At 47.9% G+C, this 21,082-nt stretch carries 23 protein-coding genes; 20 read left to right on the top strand and 3 right to left on the bottom strand.

From position 1 onward, the window contains the following. The first annotated feature begins 27 nt into the window (after positions 1-27). The 9 genes from gatA (at position 28) to ACZ45G_RS21005 (ending at position 9,666) form a co-directional block, all read left to right on the top strand. A complete protein-coding gene (gene gatA / locus ACZ45G_RS21045) occupies positions 28-1,500 on the top strand; it encodes an Asp-tRNA(Asn)/Glu-tRNA(Gln) amidotransferase subunit GatA (protein ID WP_464172468.1) in 1,473 nt (490 codons plus the stop codon). Between the two features lie 18 nt (positions 1,501-1,518). Then, positions 1,519-1,704, top strand: coding sequence for a hypothetical protein (locus ACZ45G_RS21040; protein ID WP_464172467.1), 186 nt, complete (start codon positions 1,519-1,521; stop codon positions 1,702-1,704). Next, entirely contained in the window at positions 1,701-3,605 is a 1,905-nt protein-coding gene (gene mutL, locus ACZ45G_RS21035) for a DNA mismatch repair endonuclease MutL (protein ID WP_464172466.1), read from the top strand. Before ACZ45G_RS21040 ends, mutL begins: the two co-directional genes overlap by 4 nt. Positions 3,606-3,788: 183 nt before the next feature. Continuing rightward, positions 3,789-5,438: an FG-GAP-like repeat-containing protein gene (locus tag ACZ45G_RS21030; protein ID WP_464172465.1), complete on the top strand. Its 1,650-nt coding sequence runs from the start codon at positions 3,789-3,791 to the stop codon at positions 5,436-5,438. Between the two features lie 205 nt (positions 5,439-5,643). After that, positions 5,644-6,690: a hypothetical protein gene (locus ACZ45G_RS21025; protein WP_464172464.1), complete on the top strand. Its 1,047-nt coding sequence runs from the start codon at positions 5,644-5,646 to the stop codon at positions 6,688-6,690. Between the two features lie 52 nt (positions 6,691-6,742). Beyond that, entirely contained in the window at positions 6,743-6,919 is a 177-nt protein-coding gene (locus tag ACZ45G_RS21020) for a hypothetical protein (RefSeq protein WP_464172463.1), read from the top strand. A gap of 270 nt (positions 6,920-7,189) precedes the next feature. Beyond that, entirely contained in the window at positions 7,190-8,410 is a 1,221-nt protein-coding gene (locus tag ACZ45G_RS21015) for a hypothetical protein (RefSeq protein ID WP_464172462.1), read from the top strand. Positions 8,411-9,172: 762 nt separating this feature from the next. Next, the gene (locus tag ACZ45G_RS21010) at positions 9,173-9,427 is read left to right on the top strand and encodes an ISAs1 family transposase (RefSeq protein WP_464172461.1); all 255 of its coding nucleotides are present in this window, start codon (positions 9,173-9,175) and stop codon (positions 9,425-9,427) included. Between the two features lie 77 nt (positions 9,428-9,504). Further along, entirely contained in the window at positions 9,505-9,666 is a 162-nt protein-coding gene (locus ACZ45G_RS21005; protein ID WP_464172460.1) for a hypothetical protein, read from the top strand. Positions 9,667-9,818: 152 nt separating this feature from the next. Here ACZ45G_RS21005 and ACZ45G_RS21000 read toward each other — a convergent pair whose 3' ends face one another. Both ACZ45G_RS21000 and gatB read right to left on the bottom strand, forming a co-directional pair. After that, positions 9,819-10,466 carry a hypothetical protein gene (locus ACZ45G_RS21000; RefSeq protein ID WP_464172459.1) on the bottom strand — a complete coding sequence of 216 codons (648 nt, stop codon included), beginning with the start codon at positions 10,464-10,466 and terminating at the stop codon, positions 9,819-9,821. 33 nt (positions 10,467-10,499) lie between these two features. Then, complete coding sequence (gene gatB, locus ACZ45G_RS20995) at positions 10,500-11,951, bottom strand: Asp-tRNA(Asn)/Glu-tRNA(Gln) amidotransferase subunit GatB (RefSeq protein ID WP_464172458.1); 1,452 nt, start codon at positions 11,949-11,951, stop codon at positions 10,500-10,502. Positions 11,952-12,121: 170 nt separating this feature from the next. Between gatB and ACZ45G_RS20990 the strand changes: the two genes are divergently transcribed. From ACZ45G_RS20990 to amrB, 6 genes are all read left to right on the top strand, one after another. Beyond that, the gene (locus tag ACZ45G_RS20990; protein ID WP_464172457.1) at positions 12,122-12,313 is read left to right on the top strand and encodes a DUF2065 domain-containing protein; all 192 of its coding nucleotides are present in this window, start codon (positions 12,122-12,124) and stop codon (positions 12,311-12,313) included. Further along, positions 12,313-13,380, top strand: a complete 1,068-nt coding sequence (queA, locus tag ACZ45G_RS20985; RefSeq protein WP_464172456.1) for a tRNA preQ1(34) S-adenosylmethionine ribosyltransferase-isomerase QueA — start codon at positions 12,313-12,315, stop codon at positions 13,378-13,380. The genes ACZ45G_RS20990 and queA overlap by 1 nt, the downstream gene beginning before the upstream one ends. Positions 13,381-13,411: 31 nt before the next feature. Beyond that, positions 13,412-14,542: a tRNA guanosine(34) transglycosylase Tgt gene (tgt, locus tag ACZ45G_RS20980; protein ID WP_464172455.1), complete on the top strand. Its 1,131-nt coding sequence runs from the start codon at positions 13,412-13,414 to the stop codon at positions 14,540-14,542. A 2-nt stretch (positions 14,543-14,544) separates the two neighbouring features. After that, positions 14,545-14,901 carry a hydrogenase maturation nickel metallochaperone HypA gene (hypA, locus tag ACZ45G_RS20975; RefSeq protein WP_464172454.1) on the top strand — a complete coding sequence of 119 codons (357 nt, stop codon included), beginning with the start codon at positions 14,545-14,547 and terminating at the stop codon, positions 14,899-14,901. 104 nt (positions 14,902-15,005) lie between these two features. Next, complete coding sequence (gene hypB / locus ACZ45G_RS20970) at positions 15,006-15,674, top strand: hydrogenase nickel incorporation protein HypB (RefSeq protein ID WP_464172453.1); 669 nt, start codon at positions 15,006-15,008, stop codon at positions 15,672-15,674. Between the two features lie 47 nt (positions 15,675-15,721). After that, a complete protein-coding gene (gene amrB, locus ACZ45G_RS20965; RefSeq protein WP_464172452.1) occupies positions 15,722-16,651 on the top strand; it encodes an AmmeMemoRadiSam system protein B in 930 nt (309 codons plus the stop codon). Here amrB and gltX read toward each other — a convergent pair. Then, positions 16,636-18,039, bottom strand: coding sequence for a glutamate--tRNA ligase (gene gltX / locus ACZ45G_RS20960; protein ID WP_464172451.1), 1,404 nt, complete (start codon positions 18,037-18,039; stop codon positions 16,636-16,638). The two genes, amrB and gltX, sit on opposite strands and share 16 nt — an antisense overlap. Positions 18,040-18,252: 213 nt before the next feature. Between gltX and rpmF the strand changes: the two genes are divergently transcribed. The 5 genes from rpmF to ACZ45G_RS20935 all read left to right on the top strand — a co-directional run bounded on the left by rpmF (position 18,253) and on the right by ACZ45G_RS20935 (position 21,037). Then, positions 18,253-18,438 carry a 50S ribosomal protein L32 gene (rpmF, locus tag ACZ45G_RS20955; RefSeq protein WP_464172450.1) on the top strand — a complete coding sequence of 62 codons (186 nt, stop codon included), beginning with the start codon at positions 18,253-18,255 and terminating at the stop codon, positions 18,436-18,438. Positions 18,439-18,466: 28 nt separating this feature from the next. Continuing rightward, on the top strand, positions 18,467-18,700 hold the full coding sequence (acpP, locus tag ACZ45G_RS20950; RefSeq protein ID WP_464172449.1) for an acyl carrier protein: 234 nt from the start codon (positions 18,467-18,469) through the stop codon (positions 18,698-18,700). Between the two features lie 39 nt (positions 18,701-18,739). Next, the gene (gene rpiB, locus ACZ45G_RS20945) at positions 18,740-19,204 is read left to right on the top strand and encodes a ribose 5-phosphate isomerase B (protein ID WP_464172448.1); all 465 of its coding nucleotides are present in this window, start codon (positions 18,740-18,742) and stop codon (positions 19,202-19,204) included. 109 nt (positions 19,205-19,313) lie between these two features. Next, entirely contained in the window at positions 19,314-20,564 is a 1,251-nt protein-coding gene (locus ACZ45G_RS20940) for a serine hydroxymethyltransferase (RefSeq protein ID WP_464172447.1), read from the top strand. Further along, positions 20,561-21,037, top strand: coding sequence for a deoxycytidylate deaminase (locus tag ACZ45G_RS20935; protein WP_464172446.1), 477 nt, complete (start codon positions 20,561-20,563; stop codon positions 21,035-21,037). The genes ACZ45G_RS20940 and ACZ45G_RS20935 overlap by 4 nt, the downstream gene beginning before the upstream one ends. The last annotated feature ends 45 nt before the right edge of the window (positions 21,038-21,082 follow it).

Below are 21,082 nucleotides of genomic sequence, written 5' to 3'. Positions count from 1 at the left end.
TGCATTTATCTATAAGGAACAATTTGAATGGATTTACATACACTGACCATTGCAACGGCACAAAAACTTTTATCCCAGGGGAAAATTTCTTCTGTTGAACTGACCCAGGCTTTTCTTGACCGGGTTGACCTGCATGAGGATCGCATCGCAGCCTTTATCACCCTGGACAAGGAGGGGGCTCTGGTCCAGGCCGGATTGGCCGATGAACAGATTGCCGCAGGGAATCAGGCACCTTTTACCGGCATTCCCATTGCCTTGAAGGATCTTTTGTGCACCCGTGGGGTAAAAACCACCTGTGGTTCAAAAATACTGGGCAACTTTGTCCCCCAATATGATGCCACTGTGGTGGAGAAATTAAAAAAGGAAAATGCCGTTCTCATCGGCAAGACCAACCTGGATGAATTTGCCATGGGGTCTTCCACGGAAAATTCGGCTTTCAAAATTACCCGGAACCCCTGGAACCAGGACCATGTGCCCGGCGGATCCAGCGGCGGATCTGCCGCTGCCGTTGCTGCCCAGTTTTGTTGCGCCGCGTTGGGGACAGACACCGGCGGATCCATACGACAACCGGCTTCCCATTGCTCGGTGGTGGGGCTTAAGCCTACCTATGGAAGGGTTTCCCGGTTCGGTTTGGTTTCCTATGCCTCTTCTTTGGACCAGATCGGTCCCATCACAAGGGATGTGACCGATGCAGCCCTGATGATGAACCTGATTTGCGGCAATGATCCAAAGGATTCCACCAGCGCCAGGCAAGCGGTCCCGGATTTTACACAGGCCCTGGATCAATTTGAAAAAAATTCCCTCAAGGGAATGAAGGCTGGAATTCCCAAGGAATATCTCGGGGTGGAGGGGATTGATCCCGAGGTGTCGGTCATGTTTGACCGGGCCAAAACCATTCTTGAACGTTTAGGGGTTAAAATTGTTGAGATATCCCTGCCCCATACCCCCTATGTGGTGGCAGCCTATTATATCATTGCCCCCTGTGAAGCCAGTTCAAATCTTGCCCGGTTTGACGGGGTGCGGTATGGAATCCGGGACAACGAAAGCCAGGATCTCATTGAGATGTATAAAAAAACCAAATCCAAAGGGTTCGGCCCCGAGGTCCAGCGCCGGATCATCATCGGCACCTATGCCCTGTCTGCCGGATATTATGATGCCTATTACGGCCGGGCATCCCAGGTGAGAACCCTGATCATGGAAGATTTCTCAAATGCCTTTGAAAAATGCGATCTCATCCTTTCCCCTGTGGCGCCAACTCCTGCCTTTAAAATAGGTGAAAATACAGGGGACCCTTTGACCATGTATCTGAGCGATATCTTTACCCTGTCTGCCAACATGGCAGGGGTTCCCGGAATTTCTGTTCCCGGGGGATTTTCTTCCAAGGGACTTCCCATGGGGATACAGATGATGGCAAAGCATTTTGATGAGATTTCCCTTTTAAGGGCCGGCTTTGGATTTGAGCGCGCCCTTGATTTGAAACCCGGGTTTCCCACCCTTTAATTAATAAAGGAGGTATAGATGACCACTATCCAGCCCCAGGGAGAGGCATTGAAAAAAGCGATCCAATGGATTTCCCAGGCGAGAAAAAAGGATCCCGATATAAATTTGGCCATGCTTGTGGACAAAACCGCATTTAAGTTTGATTTAAGCCCAAAGGATTCTGAGTTTTTGCTGCGGTTTGTAAAGGCCGAAACGGACCCATGAGTAAAATTCGAATCCTGCCCGAAATCCTGTCCAACCAGATTGCCGCAGGGGAAGTGGTCCAGCGGCCATCTTCTGTGGTAAAAGAATTGGTTGAAAACTGCATTGATGCCAAGGCCACAAGGATTAGCGTGGAAATTCAAGGCGGGGGCAAATCCTTGATCCGGGTTTCCGATGATGGATCGGGTCTTGGAAGGGATGAGGCGATGCTCTCAATTGAGCGGTATGCCACCAGCAAGATTTTCACCAAGGAAGATCTGTTCGCCATTGCAAGTTTTGGCTTCAGGGGAGAGGCCCTTCCCTCCATTGCATCGGTTTCAAGGTTTACCCTTGTTTCCAGAATAGCGGATTGCGATATCGGAACAAAAATTGAAATCGCCGGGGGCAAGCTTGTCAAGGTGTCAGACGAGGGGGCACCCGTCGGTACCCTGGTGGAGGTGAAACATCTTTTTTTCAATACACCGGCCCGGAGAAAATTTTTAAAGGGGGATGCCACTGAAACCGGCCACATTGCCGATACCGTCGCAGGGTTGGCCCTGGGCAACCCCCATATCGGGTTTAGGCTGTTTGCCAATAAAAAACTGGTAAAAAATTTCCCCCATGGCCAGGACCTGTTCCAGCGGTCTTTGCTGGTGCTGGGCAAGGACGTGACCCACAAGCTTTATACCTTAAAGGGGGGTGAAGGGGATATCGCTGTATCCGGGGTCTGTTCCAATCCCCTGGTCACAAGGAGCACCTCGGGCCGGATCTATCTGTTTGTCAACAACCGCTTGGTCTATGACAGGGGGCTTGTGGCAGCAGTTTTCAGGGGATACCAGGGGCGGATCATGAAGGGGCGTTTTCCCATGGGCGTTGTGTGTGTGGGGCTGCCCTTTGACCAGGTGGATGTCAATGTCCACCCGACCAAGCGAGAAATTAAATTTTTAAGTCCCCAACCGGTTTACCGGGCCGTGGGGCGGGCCGTTGAAACCGCCCTGGTTGAGGCCCAAAAAGATCTGATCTCCTATGCAAGGAGTGCGGGATCGGGTGAACTTCTGGCCCATGGCAGCGCCCTGAATCAAAACGTGGCGCAAAACCCAGGGCCAAACAGAAACTTTTCTATTTCCGATGAAAAAATTGAAATAGCACGGCCCTATGAATTTGCCCATGAAGGATTAAAAAATAGGCCGGCAGACAGGGTGGCCCAATCAACCCTTGCCTGGGGACGCCCCTTCCTAGGCGAAGCAAAAAAAACAATGTCCGGGATAAAACAAGAGCTGCCGGGATCTTTTCAGCCCATAGAATCATTGTCCGAAGAGGGCCTGGATGAAAAGAGCAGAATTAATCAATCGCATAGCCCATTCCATGTTTTGGGCCAAATTCTGGGTACCTATATTGTTGCCCAAAAAGAAAATTCCCTGGTGGTGGTTGACCAGCATGCCGCCCATGAACGGGTGGTCTATGAAGTCTTAAAAAAACGCCATTACACCCTGGGGGTCCAGAGCCAGGATCTTTTAGTGCCAGAAGTTTTGGAATTAACCCATGGGGAAGCCGATTGCCTGACCGCTATTCTCGACGCCTTGTCCGGTATGGGGCTTCGCATCGAGCCCTTTGGCGGGACCTGTTTTGTGATAAAGGCGGTTCCCTCTCTTTTAGGGGAAAAAGAGTTAAGGCCCCTGGTTCTTGAGCTCATTGAAACCTTTCAAGAAGACAGCCGTTTAGATGAGATACAAGATGCCTGTCTTGTCTCCATGGCCTGCCATTCTGCCCTGCGGGCCCATAAACAGATGAGCCACCCCGAAATGGTGCGTCTTTTGGAAGATCTGGAGAGATGCGACAATCCCTTGCATTGTCCCCATGGCCGTCCCACCATCATCAGTTTTGATGAACTTCAATTAAAAAGGTTGTTTAAAAGACTTGTTTGATGGGGGGGGATGGGGTATATAATGCCGGGAATTTACACATAATTTTATAAGTTTGCACGTCGGATACGAGTGCAGGACGATATAACAAAACAATTGCAGAAAAAGGGATGTCAAAGATTTGGCAGTCTCTTCTGTGGTGACGATTAAGACCTATTATCAAGATCTACTATTTTAAGGAGCAGTATGTTGAAACCCAGTAATCGGATAAAAAAAGGGGGGCTGTTTCTGACAGCTGTGTTCATCCTAACGATGTTGACCGTCAATATCGGTGTCTGTGCCGCCCCACCCAAACGAGTGGCAATTTTTCCCTTTACCATGAATTCTCCCCAGGATCTGGGTTTTTTGCAGAACGGGCTGTTTTCCATGCTGTCCTCCCGGCTCGCAGATCCGGGTAAAGTCGATGTGCTGGACAGGGAAACCGTTAACAAGGCATTGGCCCGGGCAAACCAATCCGATGCCACAAAAGGGGCCTTGAACGAGTCTAAGGCCAGACTCCTCGGTGCTGATATGGGGGTGGATTATATTCTTTTTGGCAGCTTGACCCATTTTGGTGAAAGTGTAAGTCTGGATGCCAGCATGGTGGATATCAACGCCAAGAAGCCCACCCTCGCCTTTTTCGAGCAGAGCAACAATATGGGGGATGTGATTCCCCTGGTCAACAGCTTTGCCGGGGACATCAACCAGAAGATATTCAACCGGAATATTTCCAATGAACTTTATGCCCAGCCGGTTCCCCAGGAGCCGGCAGCTCCGGGTGCTTTGCAGCATGCCGGGGGCGGGGCCGTTACCGGCGGCGGGCTTATGGCCATGCAACAGGGCGGCGCGAAGGGGTTCAGTACCCATCTTAAATTTGACGGGGTTCTCGGGGCCATGGCTGTCGGGGACCTGAACAATGACGGCCAGGTTCAGGTGGTGGCGGCCACGGACAGCAACCTTTTCCTTTATAAACTAGTGGAAAACCACCTTGTCGAAACTCAAAAGCTTGAGTTTGCAAGCACCAACCGTATTGTTTCCCTGGAGGTGGCCGACATTAATAAAAACGGGTATCCGGAGATTTTTGTCACCAGTCTGACCATCCACCTGGACGGGCTTCAATCCTTTGTGGTAGAATACGACGGCAGTAATTATATTACCAAAGGGGACAGCGAATCCATCTACTACGGGCTGATAAAAACCCCGGAGGGTACACAGGTTCTCCTGGGCCAGGACATGGGGCGAAGCCCGTTTAACGGCAGGATTCAAACCATGATGGCAACAGGGGATTCCTATGTAAAGGAACGACGAATCCGGACCCCCCGAAATGTTTCTGTTCTGTCCTTTGCCCGGGGAGGGGTCACCTCCGAGGATGCCGATGAATATGTCATGCTCAATGAGCACGGCCGGCTGGTCCTGGCAAACAACAGCGGCAGTGCCGATTGGGACAGTACAGAAAAATACGGCTTTACGGGACATGTTTGGCTCATGCCCAAGCAGGATAGCGATGCCTCCTACCGGGATCGGGTTTATCTCCATCCCCGGATCATGTTCCACGACATTGGTGGCGATGGCAAGAAAGAGCTGATTGTCGTGAGGAACAACGAGCTTGGGGGCGGCTCCTTTGGCCGGTATAAACGATTCAAGAACGGTCATCTTGAAATCCTTGCCTGGAATGGTATTGCCATGGCCCCGGTATTCCAGACCATGCCGGTACAAGGCTGGATAAGCGATTTTGCCATTGCAGACCTTGACAACGACGGGATGGATGAACTCATCGTGTCCGTTGTTACCAAGACCAAGCTGGCATTACTTTCAAGTGATAAGGCCTCCAATATTATTTCCTATAAGCTGGAGTAAAGGTGTTTTTTTTTTCGGGGCTTTAGGGTATGTCGTGATCAGGGAAATCCTGAATTCCACAGAAAATATAAAAAAAGTATTGACAAAGATAGTGAAACTGCTTTAAACAGTGTACTAATCTCTGGTGTGGCCGATTAAAAGGGTCGTTCATGCCAGGGTTACGTTCAGGCGTTGAATATTTGTTTTAAATAAAAAAGGAGAAAAGATGAAAAAATTAATGGTAATCGTTGCAGCTCTTGCAATGATCAGTGGTACTGCCTATGCGGCAGATTGGAATTTTTACGGATCAGCCCGTGTTACAACTTTTTATTCAGATCTTGATATGGCTGATACAGCTAATATCAGCCTGGGCCTTCAGGGCAATGCCCGTATCGGCGCCAACGTTAAAGTTAGCGACGAACTGACCGGTCGTTTTGAATATGGCGCAGGAAGTGGAAATGCCAATATCCGTCTGCTCTACGGAACATGGAACTTTGGTTCCGGTGCTTTTAGAGTTGGTCAGGATTACACTCCCCTGTACCTGCCTGTTTCCAACCAGGTTTATGGCTCTGATAATGGACTTGGCGGATGGGGCGAGCCCTACCCAGGTCGTAAAGCACAGTTGAAACTGATGTTCGGTGGTTTTGACATTGCTTTGGTTGCTCCCAACTCTGATTTGTATAGTTCTGAATTAGATGAAGACAGCGAGGAAACAGGCGCAATTACCGGTGACGAGATCAAAATTCCCCAGATCCAGGCTGCTTACAAAATGTCCATGGACAACTGGAACCTCGCATTAGGCGCAGGTTATGCAAAATTTGATGCTGGTACTGATAGCGTTACTTCCTATGTTCTTACTGCCAGAGCTGGTATTACAATGGCTGGTTTTAAAGTGGGTGGTGAGATCTTCGGTGGACAGAATGCAGGAAACCTGGTAGCCATCGACGTGAATGATGGTGATAGCGGTAGTGGTCTTGCTGTATTTAATGGTACATCCTATATTGATAATGATGCCTTTGGTTTTGAAATTGTACTTGGGTATACCGTCAATGACATGTTTGGCCTTGAGGCCGGTTACGGTTATACAAAAACTGAACTTGATACCACTGGTGAATTGGGAGACAAAGACGATGTTCAGTCTTGGTATGTTCAGGCTCCCATCACTTTGGCTCCCGGTGTTTTCATTATTCCTGAGGTTGGTCAGGTCGACTACAAACAAACTGGTCAGGAAGAAATCACTTATTACGGCGCCAAATGGCAGATCAATTTCTAATTATGATCTAGCTCGATCATAATTCATTCATACGCCTGAAGGAAACGGCCTGGTGACAATCACCAGGCCGTTTTTTTTTGTCTCCCCCTCTCTCCATAGTGAAGCGCCCATCCCCACCGATACATTCAATCCCCCCTATCCTTCCTATCTCATCCCTGTGGCATCTATCACAAAGATCAGTACAGAGATTGCCTTAATTTTTCTTGGCTGTCCTCTCCATTTGGGATAACGTCTCCCCCTATATTGGCATTTATATTGTCCGGTATGCCGGTCTTAAAATCTGGTGGGTTTGAAAAAGTAGCAAAATGTGTTCAATTTGTAAAAAAATGTTGCAAAAGAGGTTGACAAGGGTTACATCAATTTATTAAGTGTAATTGTAAACAGCGTTTATAGAACAAACGCTTGGTCTCCCGTAAAAAAAACAGGGGTTTAAAAGGAGCTCTCTGTTTTTTAATTCAGGTGGGAAATTGATTCTTAACCCTCAATTAAAGGAAAAAAGATGAGAAAATTAATGGTTGTTGCTGCCTTGCTTGTGTTGTTTACAGGGTCAGCAATTGCGGCTGACTGGAATTTTTACGGATCAGCCCGTGTGCAAACTACTTACACTAGTTTTGATAACAGTCCCTTTTCCACCCCGTCAAGTGTTTTATCCGATACTTCGACTTATTTTGGTACTGCTATTCCTTTGTCCGTTTTTGGAGCGGCGAAGGGGAATAATACAAACAATTACGAACAAAAGCTTTACGGTAATGCACGTGTCGGTGCCAAGGTAAACGTTGGTGATGACTTATACGGCCACTTTGAGTTTGGTGCACTGGGCAGTACTGCCAATATTCGTATCCTCTGGGGTGAGTGGACTTTCGGAGCTGGTAAGCTGGGGATTGGCCAGAATTATACCCCCCTGATTATGCCCTATTCCAACCAGACCTACAGCATTAATGCCTTTAACAAGGGCGACCACAACATGTCCACCTTTGGTATGCTCTACGGCAGCCGGAAGCCAATGATTCGCTTGAAATTCGGTGGTTTTCAGATTGCTGCGGTTGAAAACAAAGACCGGGTTGCCGTGAAACTGTTAGATACTGCTACTGGTTATTCTATACCTTATTTTGATGCCCCGGAGACAGAAGTCACGTTTCCCTCTATCCAGGCCAAGTATAAATATGATTTCAGCAATGGCCATATTGCAATGGCAGCCGGTTACCAGACCTTTGACGTTGTAAGCGCAGCCAAGGACACCAGTGTGGATTCCTATATTCTGGCCTTGGGCGGACGCTTGAATTTTGGCGGTATTTATGTAAAGGGGAATGTCTGGGGAGGCCAGAATGTGGGTAATATGGCGGATATCCTGGTTAGCGGGGCCCTTTTTTCAACAACAGGCAATGCCGCTTCAGGCACCTTTGACGGTGCTGGTTGGGGCTATGCACAATATGATACCGCTGCAGATACTATAACGGATAATGATGCCCTGGCAGCCCTCCTGGTTGTGGGTTATGAGATCCGGAAAGGCCTTTACCTGGAAGCGGGTTATGGCTATGTAAAAACTGAACTTGACATGACGGGTTCTGAAAAAGACGATGCAGTAACCTACTACCTTCAGTCCACCATTTTTCTGGCTCCCGGGGTTTTCCTCACACCTGAAATTGGTCGGGCGGATTTTAAACAAGCGGATCAGCCGGATGCAACCTATTTCGGGATCAAATGGCAGATCAATTTCTAATGTAATAAAACTTCGCGCTTAACCCCATACCACCTGAATGGATAAGAAAAGGCCTGGTGATCTGATGATTGCCGGGCCTTTTTTCTTTATCTCCAAACCATTTGATATCAGAAGTCCTCGTATCTTTGCCTGGCTCAATCCAGCCTGCCCCCTTCCCCGCTATTTTTTTGTGTCCATCACTCAATGACCTCCTTGAAACGGCAGGGCAATCGCATGTAACTTTTTTATAAATATTTCATACCCGTTCAGGACAATTCACCTTTCCTTCGCGGAATGGAAATGTTGACAGGCTCTATGCCGGGCTACACTTGTGGTGGAAAAACTCGGTTCCCTCAAACAATTCCCACCACTTAACGTTCCGCCCAGCAGACCCTGTACCAACAAGCCCAAAAATGCTCATTCAAGGCAAACTGTCCTGAACTAGTGACCACAGCACAATTATAATCCTTGGTAATCGAAAGTTTAATTGAATGAATTAATTAGTTGTAAGTCCCTGATATTAAAACAAATATGTCCGAATAGACTTTCTGTCATTTTTATTATAAGTATTGGTAACAATACCAAGGAGTTGCCAATGACTGAAAAACCAATTGATTCTTTTTTTGAAAAAATGAATCCCAATGAATTCCAAAATAGTTTCATGCGCTGGATTGAATCTGTAACATAACAGACCAAAGGTCAGGTCATTGCCATAGATGGTAAAACTTTGAGACGTTCCCATGACAAATCAAATGATAAAAAAGCCATTCACATGATCAGTGCATGGGCATCATCAATCAAGTGGTTCTTGGACAATTGAAGACTGAGGAAAAATCAAATGAGATCACAGCAATTCCCAATTTATTAAAACTGCTCGATATTTCAGGGTGTATCATAATGATAGATGCCATGGGTACACAAAAAAAGATCGCCAAAAAAATAACAGATAAGGATGGAGACTATATCCTTGCCTTGAAAGAAAATCATAAGACGCTTTACAATGAGGCCATATTGTTTTTCGACAAAATGGAACTATGAAAAAAGAAGGCTATACATACGATTAGCATACAACAGTAGATGGAGGTCATGGCCGGATTGAGACACGCAAATGTGTAATGACTTCCGATATCGAATGGCTTGAGGATAAAGACAATTGGTCTGGATTGAAATGCATCGGTATGGTGGAAAGTACCCGTGAAATTAAAGGAGAGTGCAGTCAGGAAAAATTGAATGCAGCTTTGGACCCGAAATATCTGGAGGAAGTCATGTTCGGGTGACCAGTGCCCGGTACCAACGCCATAGGGACCTTATAATATTTACTTGCGTTGGCCCTGTTTGAAACGGGAGAATAGGTTGTCTGCTGGAATGTGAATATCTGCTGCTGTGCACCAGGTGCCTTGCCCGGATGCACAGCAAGGGGGTGAAACGCTTAGAAGATGTATTTCCAGACCTTCCAGCCGGGACCTTTATCCTGCTGAACCGCCGGAACCTTCATGAGGTGTTCGGGATTTTGCCGTTTTAACTTGTTGATATTGGCCTGTTTCTCCTGTTCCATTTGTTCATAGGTAACCGTGGAGCGGTTAAAGGCCTCTTTGTTGATGGTAGCAGCGATCCTGTCCACCTTGTCAATGAGGTCGTCATTGACCTTGGATTGTTCAAAAAATGACATGAACCGTTTGTTTCGGATGTCGTAAACCTGGGCATCAATGCTGAAGGACCCGGCAAGTTTTGTGACACTGCCCGTCAGGACATAATCGCTGTTGGTGGTTGCGCCTATTTTAGTCACCAGTTGATTGCCTGTAAGCTGTTGGCCGGTACTGGTTTTAAGGTTTGACAGATCGGTTTGGATTTGAGTTTTCGGGATGACTGTCACATGGTCCTGCCAGGAGAGCCGGGAATACAGCATGTTAAAGATGCCCTTTTGAACATGGGAGAGATCCTCGGCTGCATTCACAGTAAAAGGGAGTATGGCCATGGTCTTGATTTCATTTGCCCCTGCCGTTTGTAGTGTGGCGGTCAATGACAGGACAAAGAGGATCGCAGTCCAGAAAAAACGATGGTGGGTGGTTGCTTTCAAAATAGGGTTTCCTTCGGGTTAGGAATTAATCAATTAGGATCTGGCCAATTGGTCTTTGTCCAATTTGGACTTAATAAGGGGGGTGACAATTTTCGGATCTGCCTTGCCCCGGGTTTGTTTCATCACCTGTCCCATGAAAAAACTGAAGAGTTTGGTTTTTCCGTCGCGATAGGCAGCGGCTTCTTTTGGGTTGTCGATGATAATGGCTTCCACTATTTTTTCAAGTTCTGTCTGGTCAGACATCTGTTCCAGGCCATTCTTTTCTACAATTTCTTTGGGATCCTTGCCGGACGCTGCCATTTCTTCAAAAACGGTTTTGGCGGCATTGGCATTGATACTCCCTTGTTCAAGGAGTTTCAAAAGGCTGGAAAAAGCCGCAGCTGAAACCTTTGACTGGGTAATATTGAGTCCCTTTGCATTGAGCATGGCCAAAAGGGTGGTCATGGTCCAGTTGGCCGCCTGCTTGATGTCGGTGAGTCCCTGGATGGTCTCTTCAAAATAATTGGCCAGATCAATGGTGGCGGTCAGCACCTGTGCGTCATAGGCGGACAGGTGAAATTGGTCAACAAAACGGGCCTGCTTTTGTTCGGGCAGTTCGGGCATCTGATCGGCCACGGATTTGATCCAAACCTCATCCACAATCAGGGGAACTAGATCCGGATCGGGGAAGTATCGATAATCGTGGGCTTCTTCCTTGCCCCGCATGGAAGTGGTTTTGTTTTTGCTGGGGTCCCAGAGGCGGGTTTCCTGGACAACGCTGTTTCCTTCTTCCAACACATAGGTCTGGCGCAAGATTTCGTAGTTGATGGCTTTTTCGACATTTTTAAATGAATTGAGATTTTTCAGTTCCGCCCGGGTGCCAAATTCTTCCTGGCCCACGGGCCGAAGGGAAATATTGGCATCGCATCGAAAACTTCCCTCTTCCATGTTGCCGTCACACACATCAATGTATTTTAAGATGGCATGCAGTTTTCTCAAGTAGGCCCCGGCTTCCCTGGCCGTGCGGATATCCGGCTCACTGACAATCTCAATGAGGGGAACGCCGGTGCGGTTCAGATCCACCATGCTCCTGTCACCAATGGGATCATGTATGAGTTTACCGGCATCTTCTTCCATGTGAATCCGGGTGATGCCGATGGTTCGTTTGCCCCTTTCTTCGGTTTCTATGTCCAGGTGTCCGTGCTGGGCAATGGGGGCGGCAAATTGGGTTATCTGATATCCCTTTGGAAGGTCCGGATAAAAGTAATTTTTTCGGTCAAACCGGCTTTCCCGGGCAACTTTGCAGTCGGTTGCAAGAGAGGCTTTGATGGCAAAGGTGACGGCCTGCCGGTTGAGCACCGGCAATACCCCGGGCATGCCGGTGCAAACAGGGCAGGTGTTGGCATTGGGGGAGCGTCCAAATTGAGTGGAGCAACTGCAAAAAATTTTTGTCTTTGTTTTTAATTGGGCATGGACTTCAAGGCCGATGACAGGTTCAAATGCCATAAATATATAGGTTCCTTTGGTATTATATTTGGTTTTCCAACAATAGCCTTTCTTTATAACCTTGATATTTTGAATAATCAATATAATTTTTATTGCAATACCAGATCTAAAATTATAAAAGAAGGGTTTATTGATTTTATAACCGCAGGAAATAACAGGGGATAGTCTGTATGAAATTTTTTTTGAGTGTTATCGGCATGGTCATGATTGTTGAAGGCCTGCCTTATTTTGCTTTTCCTGGTAAAATGAAGGCAACGGTTCAAATGATCCTCACCCTTGATGATGCGCATCTTCGGCGGTTTGGGTTTTTCCTGATGCTGGCAGGCTTAGGTCTTGTTTACCTTACCATGGGGGCCCATTAATGTATCAATTGTCCGACTATGATTATGAGTTGCCCCAGGAGCTGATTGCCCAGGTTCCCTGCCAGGAAAGAAGCGCTTCCAGATTATTGCATGTTCACCGTAAAAAGGAAGCGGTTTCCCACCATCAATTTTTTGACCTTGCCACACTCCTTTGCCCAGGCGATCTGCTGGTGGTGAACGATACCCGGGTGATTCCGGCAAGGCTTGTGGGGAAAAAAGAGACCGGGGGGCGTGTGGAAGTGCTGATCATTGACTATGCAGGCGGTGTGAAAGCTTTGGAGGAAACTGGTTTTTTCCAATGTGATTGCCTGGTAAAGGCCTCAAAAAATCCAAAGCCCGGCACAATTCTCCATTTGGGGGATAAGATTATAGCCGAGGTGATAAGCGTCCGGCAATATATTTCCCAAATCAAGTTTTTCGGGGGTAAGGATTTTATCGATGATCTGAAAAGGTCCGGGCAGATTCCTCTGCCGCCTTATATAAAAAGGAATGATGGAAATGGGGAGGTGTCCCAAACGGATGCAAAAACCTACCAGACGGTCTATGCCGCAAAGGAAGGGGCGGTGGCAGCCCCTACGGCAGGGCTGCATTTTACCCGATCGCTTATGGCGGACCTTGAAACCCGTGGGGTTGAGATTGCCAATGTTACCCTCCATGTGGGGTATGGTACCTTTGTTCCGGTCCGGGTGGACGATATCCGGGAACATCAGATCCATTCTGAATATTATGCACTTTCCCCTGAAACTGCTCAAAAAATTAACCAGGCCAAGCAAGAGGGAAGAAGGGTGATTGCCGTGGGCACCACCTCGGTTCGGACTCTGGAATACCTTGCCGATGACAAGGGGGAGGTGACCCCTGGCATGGGAAGCTGTGATTTGTTTATTTATCCGGGGTATACCTTTAAATGCGTGGATGCCATGGTCACCAATTTCCATCTGCCAAAGTCCACCTTGCTCATGCTGGTATCGGCCTTTTATACCAGGGAAAAAATGATACAGGCCTATGAAACCGCAATTGGAGCGGATTATCGATTTTTTAGTTATGGCGATGCTATGTTCATAGAATAAAAGCAGGTTCATCGAATAAAATAAGGAATTTATGTTAGATTTTAGGTTAATAAAAACATCAAGACAAACCAATGGGGCTGACAGCAGCCGGGCCCGTCTGGGAGAATTGATTACAGACCATGGGGCCATACAGACCCCGATATTCATGCCCGTGGGCACCCAGGGGTCTGTCAAGGGTATTTCCAAGGAAGACCTTGACCATTGCGGCGCCCAGATTATTTTGGGTAATAATTATCATTTGTATTTAAGGCCGGGGCCGGATGTTATCGAACACATGGGGGGGCTTCACAAATTTACCGGCTGGAAGAAACCCATGCTCACCGATTCCGGTGGGTTTCAGTTTTTTTCTTTGGCCAAGCTGGCCAAGTTTAGTGATGAGGGGGTAAAATTTCAGTCCCATATTGATGGGTCCCGCCATTTTTTCTCTCCTCAGAAAGCTGTAGAGAACCAGATGATCCTGGGATCTGATATCATGATGTCCCTGGACTGGTGCATGGGACATCCGGTCACCGAACGTCAGGCCATGGAAGCCCTGGTCAAAACCACCAACTGGGCCCAAAGAGGCTATGATTTCTGGCAGTCAAAGGGGGGAAAGAACAATCTTTTCGGCATTGTCCAGGGAGGGATGTTCAAGAACTTGCGGTCCCTGTCCGCCGAGCAGATTACCGGGATCGATTTTCCCGGATTTGCCATTGGCGGCCTTTCTGTGGGGGAACCCACCGAGCTGATGTATGAGATGGCAGACCATACCCTGCCGCTTTTGCCTGAAAATAAACCCCGGTATATCATGGGGGTGGGCACCCCTGAAAATCTGGTGACGCTGGTGGATATGGGCTGTGACATGTTTGATTGCGTCATGCCCTCCCGCAACGCCAGAAACGGCCAGTTGTTTACATCAAGGGGGACCCTTAATATTTACAACGCAAAATTTAAGATGGACAAGGCGCCCATAGATGAGACCTGTCAATGCTACACCTGTCAAAATTATTCAAGGGCTTATCTTCGACATCTTTACAAATCCCGTGAGCTTTTGGCCTACCGGTTGAATACCATTCATAATCTTTATTATTACCTTGACCTCATGGCTAAAATGCGAGATGCCATACAAGAGGATCGGTTTTTGGAATTCAAACAAGATTTTTTCGCAAAAAGGAGAATTTAAATATGCATGAAATGGGCATTGCCGAAGAATTATTTAAAATAGCAATGGATGCAATCCCCGAGGATATGACAGACCCCAAGGTCGAGATTCTTAATTTGAGAATCGGTAAGCTGGCCTCTGTGGTCGAACACAGCCTGACCTTTTGTTTTGAAATTATTACCAAGGATACCCCCCTGGAGAATGCCAGGTTGGTGATTGAATCGGTGCCGGTTAAAATACATTGCAAGGTCTGCCACCAGGAGTGGGAAGTGGACAGCCCCATGTTTAAATGCCCGAACTGCGAGCAAGGGGAAGTGGAGATGATCGCCGGAAGGGAGATCGAGATAACCTCCATTGAATTGGCCGATGAGAAGGCCTGATTCCAGAGACCTGATTCATAAGGCCTGATCCATAAGGCCGGGTTTGGGGATTGGAAGTTAAGGGTGGTAAGGTGTAAATTTGGAACTAAAACAAGGAAAGAACCATGGAAATAAATATTCAAAAACGGGTACTTGCGCAAAATGAAACAGACGCCGATCAGAACAGGGCCTTTTTTAAGGAAAAAAATGTATTTGTCCTGAACATGATGTCTTCTCCGGGATCAGGCAAAACAGAAACCCTGTGTAAAACCCTGGGACATCTGATGCCAGAAATCAGGGTGGGGGTGATTGTGGGGGATGTCTGCACCACCAATGATGCAGACAGGCTTGCCGTCACCAAGGCCAAGGTCATCCAGATCAATACGGATCAGTTTGGCGGAGATTGCCATTTGGCAGCCCACCTCATAGATGCCTCGGCAAGAAAGCTGGGGTGTGATGACCTGGATCTGCTCATCGTGGAAAATATCGGCAACCTGGTATGCCCTGCGGAATTTGATATTGGAGAGGATGCAAAGACGGTTGTCCTGAGTGTCACCGAAGGAGAAGATAAACCCCTGAAATACCCCCTCATGTTCCAGGTGGCGGATATCGCTATTTTGAACAAGGTGGATCTGTTGCCTTACCTTGACTTTGATGCGGCCCTGGCCGTGGATAATATGAAAAAGGTTCATCCGGGCATGCCCGTGTTCGAGATTTCCGCTAAGACAGAAGTCGGGTTTGAGCCCTGGCTTGAATGGCTCAGGCAAAGGGTAAAAGAAAAAACAGCCCGATAGATATAGGGCCAGATAAACTTAGGCCCAGATAAGTACAGGGGGTGACCATGGGAAAAAAACAGGCCGCTTTTGCCGGTACCTGGTATCCGGGAACTGCCCGGGAGTGTGAAATAGCCATCCGGCAATTTTTAAACCAAGGACAGGGACGGCTTAAAGGCGATTTTATCGGCGGCATTGTTCCCCATGCCGGCTGGCATTTTTCCGGCAGTATTGCTGCCAGGGTGATAGCGTCCCTCCAGTTACCAGATGCCACCCTCACAGATGTGGAGGCAAATACGCCGGATACAGATGAACCGGATACAGATAACCCGGATACAATGGGCGCCATTGACACCATCCTTTTATTTGGTGCCCATATGCATCCACAATCTGATTCTTTCATCATGACCCGGGGGGGGATAGAAACCCCTTTTGGCGAGATGGAGGTGGATGGCGAACTGGCTGAAAATATTGCTGCCGGCATCAATATCCAAAAGCGAGCTCCTGAAAAATTTCCCGATGACAATACCCTGGAACTCCAATATCCCTTTATTAAATATTTTTTTCCCAGAGCCAAAATTGTGGTGGTTGGTGTGGCCCCTTCGAAGATTGCCGCCCTCATCGGCGGCAGAGCCGTGGAAGAAGCCAACGCCCTGGGCCGTTGTATTCGGATAATCGGTTCCACGGACATGACCCATTACGGCCCGGATTTCGGGTTTACCCCGGCAGGGTTGGGAGAAAAGGCCGTTGAATGGGTGGCAACGGTAAATGATAAAAATGCCATTGCCGTAATGAAGCAAATGGATACAGACAAGATTATTGCCCAGGGGCTGATTCATAAAAACATGTGTTGTCCCGGGGCTGCTGCCGCAGCAGCTGCCGCCTGCAAAAAAAAGGGCGCAGTCAAGGCAATTGAGCTTGACTACGCCACTAGTTTTGAGCGCTCCCGTTCAGACAGTTTCGTGGGATATGCAGGTCTTGTTTATGGGCGAGCCTGAATAAAGGCGACGGCCGTTCTGATGCGCAAGATTGTTTTGTCCTTTCCCAGGGCCAACAGCATTTCAAATATGCCCGGGCTTACGGTGGTGCCGGTGATGGCCACCCTCAGGGGTTGGGCAATTTTGCCGAACCCAAGACCGGTCTCTTCCATCAGGGTTTTAAACATAGTTTCAAGCGGTTCCTGGCTGTAATCAACAAGGGATTCAATGGCGTTGGCCGCCTTTGTCAACAGTGCGGCTGCTTCAGGTTTTAAAAATTTATTGATAGCTTTTTCATCAAACTCAACCTCATCTCGATAATAAAAAACAGCTGATTTTGCCATTTCTACCAGTGTTTTACTTCTGGGCTGGAGGGTTTTGATGACAGCTTGTGTAAAGGCATCATTTTGGGCCTCAATGCCCAGGTTCTTCAAATGGAACAAGAGATGCTCTCCCAATTCTTTGGGGGATTTTTTCTGGATATGTTTGGCATTCAGGGCCATAAGTTTGTCAAGATCAAACATGGAAGCAGACCGGCCCAGGTGCTCCAGGTCAAATTTTTCAATCAGGTCAGCCCGTTCAAAAAACTCCTGGTCTCCATGGGACCACCCCAGGCGGACCAGATAATTGATCATGGCATCGGCCAGAAATCCCATCGTCCGGTATTCCCCCACGGACATGGCGCCGTGGCGTTTGCTCAGCCTGGCTTTGTCCGCCCCGAGGACCATGGGGACATGACCGAACAGGGGCAAATCAGCCCCCAGGGCCTGGTAGATCAATATCTGTTTGGGGGTGTTGACCAGATGATCATCCCCCCGGATAATGGTGTTGATATTCATGGTCAAATCATCCACCACCACGGCCAGGTTGTACATGGCCACCCCATTGCTTCTCTGGATGATGAAATCGTCGATTTCAGCATTCTGAAAGGCGGTGTTTCCCTTGACCACATCCTCCACAAGGGTGACCCCCGTGGCAGGCGTTTTCAGTCTTACCACTGTATTGTCGGACTTGGGAAGGTTAAGGTTTCGGCAATGGCCGTTGTACTGGGGGTTTTTCCCATTTGCCCGGGCTTCTTCGCGCATGGCATTGACTTCATCTTGCGTGCACGAACAATTATAGGCATGGCCCGAGGCCACTAATCGTTCAATGTACTCATTGTAGATATCATATCGCTGGGTCTGGAAATAGGGGCCTTCATCCCAGTCGATCCCAAGCCATTCAAGGGATTGCAGTATGGCCGTAACCGATTCTTCTGTAGACCTTGCTTCATCTGTATCTTCGATTCTTAAAATAAATTTTCCCTTGGTTTTCTTTGCATAAAGCCAGTTGAACAAAGCGGTTCTGGCGCCGCCAATGTGAAGGTATCCGCTGGGGGAAGGGGGAAAACGTGTGATTATTGGTTTCATATATGCTCCAAAATTAATAAAATATTCATCTGTAAATTCGAACGCTTAAGTATCACAAAACCCGTCATTGGGCAATAGGGAGAAGGCCAGGATTTTATTACCTTGACAGTTTTTGGAAATTGGGGTAAATATGTTTGTTTTATGTGTTTGGCGGATAATACTGGTGATTTAAGTAAAATAACAAGTAAAATAATATAGTTAGGAGAGAGACCCATGGCAGTACCAAAACAAAAGAGTTCCAAAGCAAGAGGCCGGAAAAGAAGAACACACTACAAACTGAGCGCCCCGACAATCACAACCTGTCCAGAATGCCAGGAACCCAAGCTTCCCCACACAGCTTGTCCCGAGTGCGGTGCCTACAAGGACAGAAACGTTAAAGTCAAAGCAGACGAAGCATAAAAAACAGCAAAAAAAAGGATGCTCTGTTATGACGATTGAGACCAAGGTGCGGAAAGTGATTGCAGAAAAGATTCCTGATATTGACATAGAAGATGTGGTGCCCGAGGCGTCTCTGATTGAAGACCTCGGAGCAGACTCTTTGACAATCGTCGAGCTTGTCATGTCCATGGAAGAAATTTTTGATATTGAAATAGATGATGATGCGGCAGAAAAACTTGTGACGGTTCAGGATGCCATTGATTTTATCAAGACAAAATCCTGAGGCGCAACAGCAACGGCGCTAGAGCAAAGGAAGCAAGCAATGGATAAAGAACCGGCTGCCAATAATTTTATTGGCAATTCCATTATTATTGGCAGTGACCATGGTGGCTTTGAATTAAAGGAAAAGATAAAAGCGTTTCTTTTGAGCAAGGGCTTTACGGTTGAAGATGCCGGGCCAAGCGGTACGGAATCTGTCAGCTACGTTGATTATGGGAAAAAGGTGGCCGGCGCGGTTTCCAGGGGTCAGTTTTCCAGGGGAATTTTGCTTTGCGGAACAGGCCTTGGTATGTCCATGGTGGCCAATCGGTTTCCAAAAGTTCGGGCGGCCCTGTGCTCGGATCTCTTTTCCGCGCGCATGAGCAGGCTTCACAATGATGCCAATATCCTGGTGATGGGCGGGCGGATTATCGGTGATATTCTGGCCTTTGAGCTGGTCAAAACCTGGCTTGAAACTGAGTTTGAAGGTGGCCGGCATCAAGACAGGATTCAGTGTATTGACCTTTAATTCAGTGACATTAACCAGTGGTATTAAATGGATATGAGTGTTTTGTGCCGTATTGAAAAAGCAGTGTAATTTTAGGTTGCAGTCCTGGATTCCAGGAGGGGCTATAAGAATGGGAAGTATTGAGACAAGTGATCTGGAAATAGCCAAGATCATCGAAAAAGAATCAATTCGCCAGGAGTATGGGTTGAACCTCATTGCTTCTGAAAATACGGTAAGTCCTGCTGTGATGGCGGCGCAAGGGTCCATACTGACCAATAAGTATGCAGAAGGCTACCCTTCCCGGCGGTATTACGGGGGGTGCGAGTTTGTTGACCAGGCAGAAGAATTGGCCATTGAAAGGGTGAAGCGGCTCTTTGGCGTTGAATATGCCAATGTTCAGCCCCACTCGGGGTCAGGGGCCAATATGGCGGTTTATTTTGCATTTTTAAACCCCGGAGACCGGGTTCTGGCAATGGATCTCGCCCATGGCGGTCACCTCACCCATGGGGCGCCTGTCAGTTTTTCCGGCAAATTATATGATTTTGTCCATTACGGGCTTTCCCCGGATACCCAGATGATTGATCTGAACCAGGTGGAGACCCTTGCCAAAAAAAACAAACCAAAGATGATAGTGGCCGGGGCCAGTGCCTATCCCCGGATCATCGATTTTAAAGGGTTTGCCCAGATTGCGGCATCTGTGGGTGCTGTTTTTATGGTGGACATGGCCCATATCGCAGGCCTTGTGGCAGCAGGGGTCCACCCTTCGCCTGTCGGGTTTGCCGATGTCATTACCTCAACCACCCACAAGACCCTGAGGGGTCCCCGGGGGGGATTGATCCTTTCCAGCGAACGCTATGGCAAACAGATCGGCAGTCAGATTTTTCCGGGTATCCAGGGCGGACCCCTGATGCATGTGATTGCCGCCAAGGCAGTGGCATTTAAAGAAGCCCTTGAGCCCTCCTTTGCAGACTATCAGCGGCAGGTGATTAAAAATGGATCCATACTGGCATCTGTGCTCATGGAGCGCGGATATAAACTTGTTTCCAATGGGACGGATAATCATATGGTGCTGGTGGATTTGGGCCAGCAAGATATCTCCGGTAAAGAAGCCGAAGAGAGACTGGGCCGGGCCAATATTACGGTGAATAAAAATACAGTCCCCAATGAAACGCGTTCTCCCTTTGTCACATCCGGTATCCGTATCGGTGTTCCCCTGGTGACCTCCCGGGGAATGAAGGAAGATGCCATCACAAAAATTGCCGGTTACATCTGTGATATCTTGGATGGTAAAAATGATGACGAGAATAATGTGGAAGCCGTGGCTGTCAAGGTAAAGGCGCTTTGTGGTCAATACCCCCTCTATGCAAAGAGTCCCCTATGAAAAAAGATTTAAAAAAAGAGCAGACCCAGGTTCCCGACAGGCCTTCCTGGCATGAATATTTCATGGGGATTACCAACCTTGTGGCCAGTCGTTCCACCTGTCTGCGGCGCAAGGTCGGGGCGGTTCTTGTCAAGGATAAGAGAATTTTATCTTCCGGGTATAACGGGGCCCCTGCAAATGTTCCCCATTGCCGGGAAACCGGTTGCCTCAGGGAACAGCTCAATGTCCCTTCGGGGGAAAAACATGAATTGTGCCGGGGGGTCCATGCAGAGCAAAATGCAATTATCCAGGCCGCTTACCATGGGGTATCTGTAAATGGTTCTGTATTATACTGTACCAATCAGCCCTGCTCCATTTGTGCCAAAATGATCATTAATGCCGGGATTAAAACCGTATATTTTCAGGAGGGGTATGATGATCCTTTGGCATTGGAAATGTTTGACCAGGCAAAGGTGGACCTTGTCCAACTTTAAATGCCAGTTATATATGCCAGTTATATATGCCAGTTTTAAATAGAA

Source organism: Desulfoconvexum algidum, assembly GCF_055382125.1.
The sequence above is the reverse complement of the archived record's forward strand: the minus strand, read 5'-3'. Positions and strand labels throughout refer to the sequence as shown.

Bases quoted from the DNA above. Each gene is read 5' to 3' on its own strand.
- gatA (WP_464172468.1), top strand. From the start codon at position 28: ATGGATTTACATACACTGACCATTGCAACGGCACAAAAACTTTTATCC.
- ACZ45G_RS21040 (WP_464172467.1), top strand. From the start codon at position 1,519: ATGACCACTATCCAGCCCCAGGGAGAGGCATTGAAAAAAGCGATCCAA.
- mutL (WP_464172466.1), top strand. From the start codon at position 1,701: ATGAGTAAAATTCGAATCCTGCCCGAAATCCTGTCCAACCAGATTGCC.
- ACZ45G_RS21030 (WP_464172465.1), top strand. From the start codon at position 3,789: ATGTTGAAACCCAGTAATCGGATAAAAAAAGGGGGGCTGTTTCTGACA.
- ACZ45G_RS21025 (WP_464172464.1), top strand. From the start codon at position 5,644: ATGAAAAAATTAATGGTAATCGTTGCAGCTCTTGCAATGATCAGTGGT.
- ACZ45G_RS21015 (WP_464172462.1), top strand. From the start codon at position 7,190: ATGAGAAAATTAATGGTTGTTGCTGCCTTGCTTGTGTTGTTTACAGGG.
- ACZ45G_RS21010 (WP_464172461.1), top strand. From the start codon at position 9,173: ATGGGCATCATCAATCAAGTGGTTCTTGGACAATTGAAGACTGAGGAA.
- ACZ45G_RS21005 (WP_464172460.1), top strand. From the start codon at position 9,505: ATGACTTCCGATATCGAATGGCTTGAGGATAAAGACAATTGGTCTGGA.
- gatB (WP_464172458.1), bottom strand. From the start codon at position 11,951: ATGGCATTTGAACCTGTCATCGGCCTTGAAGTCCATGCCCAATTAAAA.
- ACZ45G_RS20990 (WP_464172457.1), top strand. From the start codon at position 12,122: ATGAAATTTTTTTTGAGTGTTATCGGCATGGTCATGATTGTTGAAGGC.
- queA (WP_464172456.1), top strand. From the start codon at position 12,313: ATGTATCAATTGTCCGACTATGATTATGAGTTGCCCCAGGAGCTGATT.
- tgt (WP_464172455.1), top strand. From the start codon at position 13,412: ATGTTAGATTTTAGGTTAATAAAAACATCAAGACAAACCAATGGGGCT.
- hypA (WP_464172454.1), top strand. From the start codon at position 14,545: ATGCATGAAATGGGCATTGCCGAAGAATTATTTAAAATAGCAATGGAT.
- hypB (WP_464172453.1), top strand. From the start codon at position 15,006: ATGGAAATAAATATTCAAAAACGGGTACTTGCGCAAAATGAAACAGAC.
- amrB (WP_464172452.1), top strand. From the start codon at position 15,722: ATGGGAAAAAAACAGGCCGCTTTTGCCGGTACCTGGTATCCGGGAACT.
- gltX (WP_464172451.1), bottom strand. From the start codon at position 18,039: ATGAAACCAATAATCACACGTTTTCCCCCTTCCCCCAGCGGATACCTT.
- rpmF (WP_464172450.1), top strand. From the start codon at position 18,253: ATGGCAGTACCAAAACAAAAGAGTTCCAAAGCAAGAGGCCGGAAAAGA.
- acpP (WP_464172449.1), top strand. From the start codon at position 18,467: ATGACGATTGAGACCAAGGTGCGGAAAGTGATTGCAGAAAAGATTCCT.
- rpiB (WP_464172448.1), top strand. From the start codon at position 18,740: ATGGATAAAGAACCGGCTGCCAATAATTTTATTGGCAATTCCATTATT.
- ACZ45G_RS20940 (WP_464172447.1), top strand. From the start codon at position 19,314: ATGGGAAGTATTGAGACAAGTGATCTGGAAATAGCCAAGATCATCGAA.
- ACZ45G_RS20935 (WP_464172446.1), top strand. From the start codon at position 20,561: ATGAAAAAAGATTTAAAAAAAGAGCAGACCCAGGTTCCCGACAGGCCT.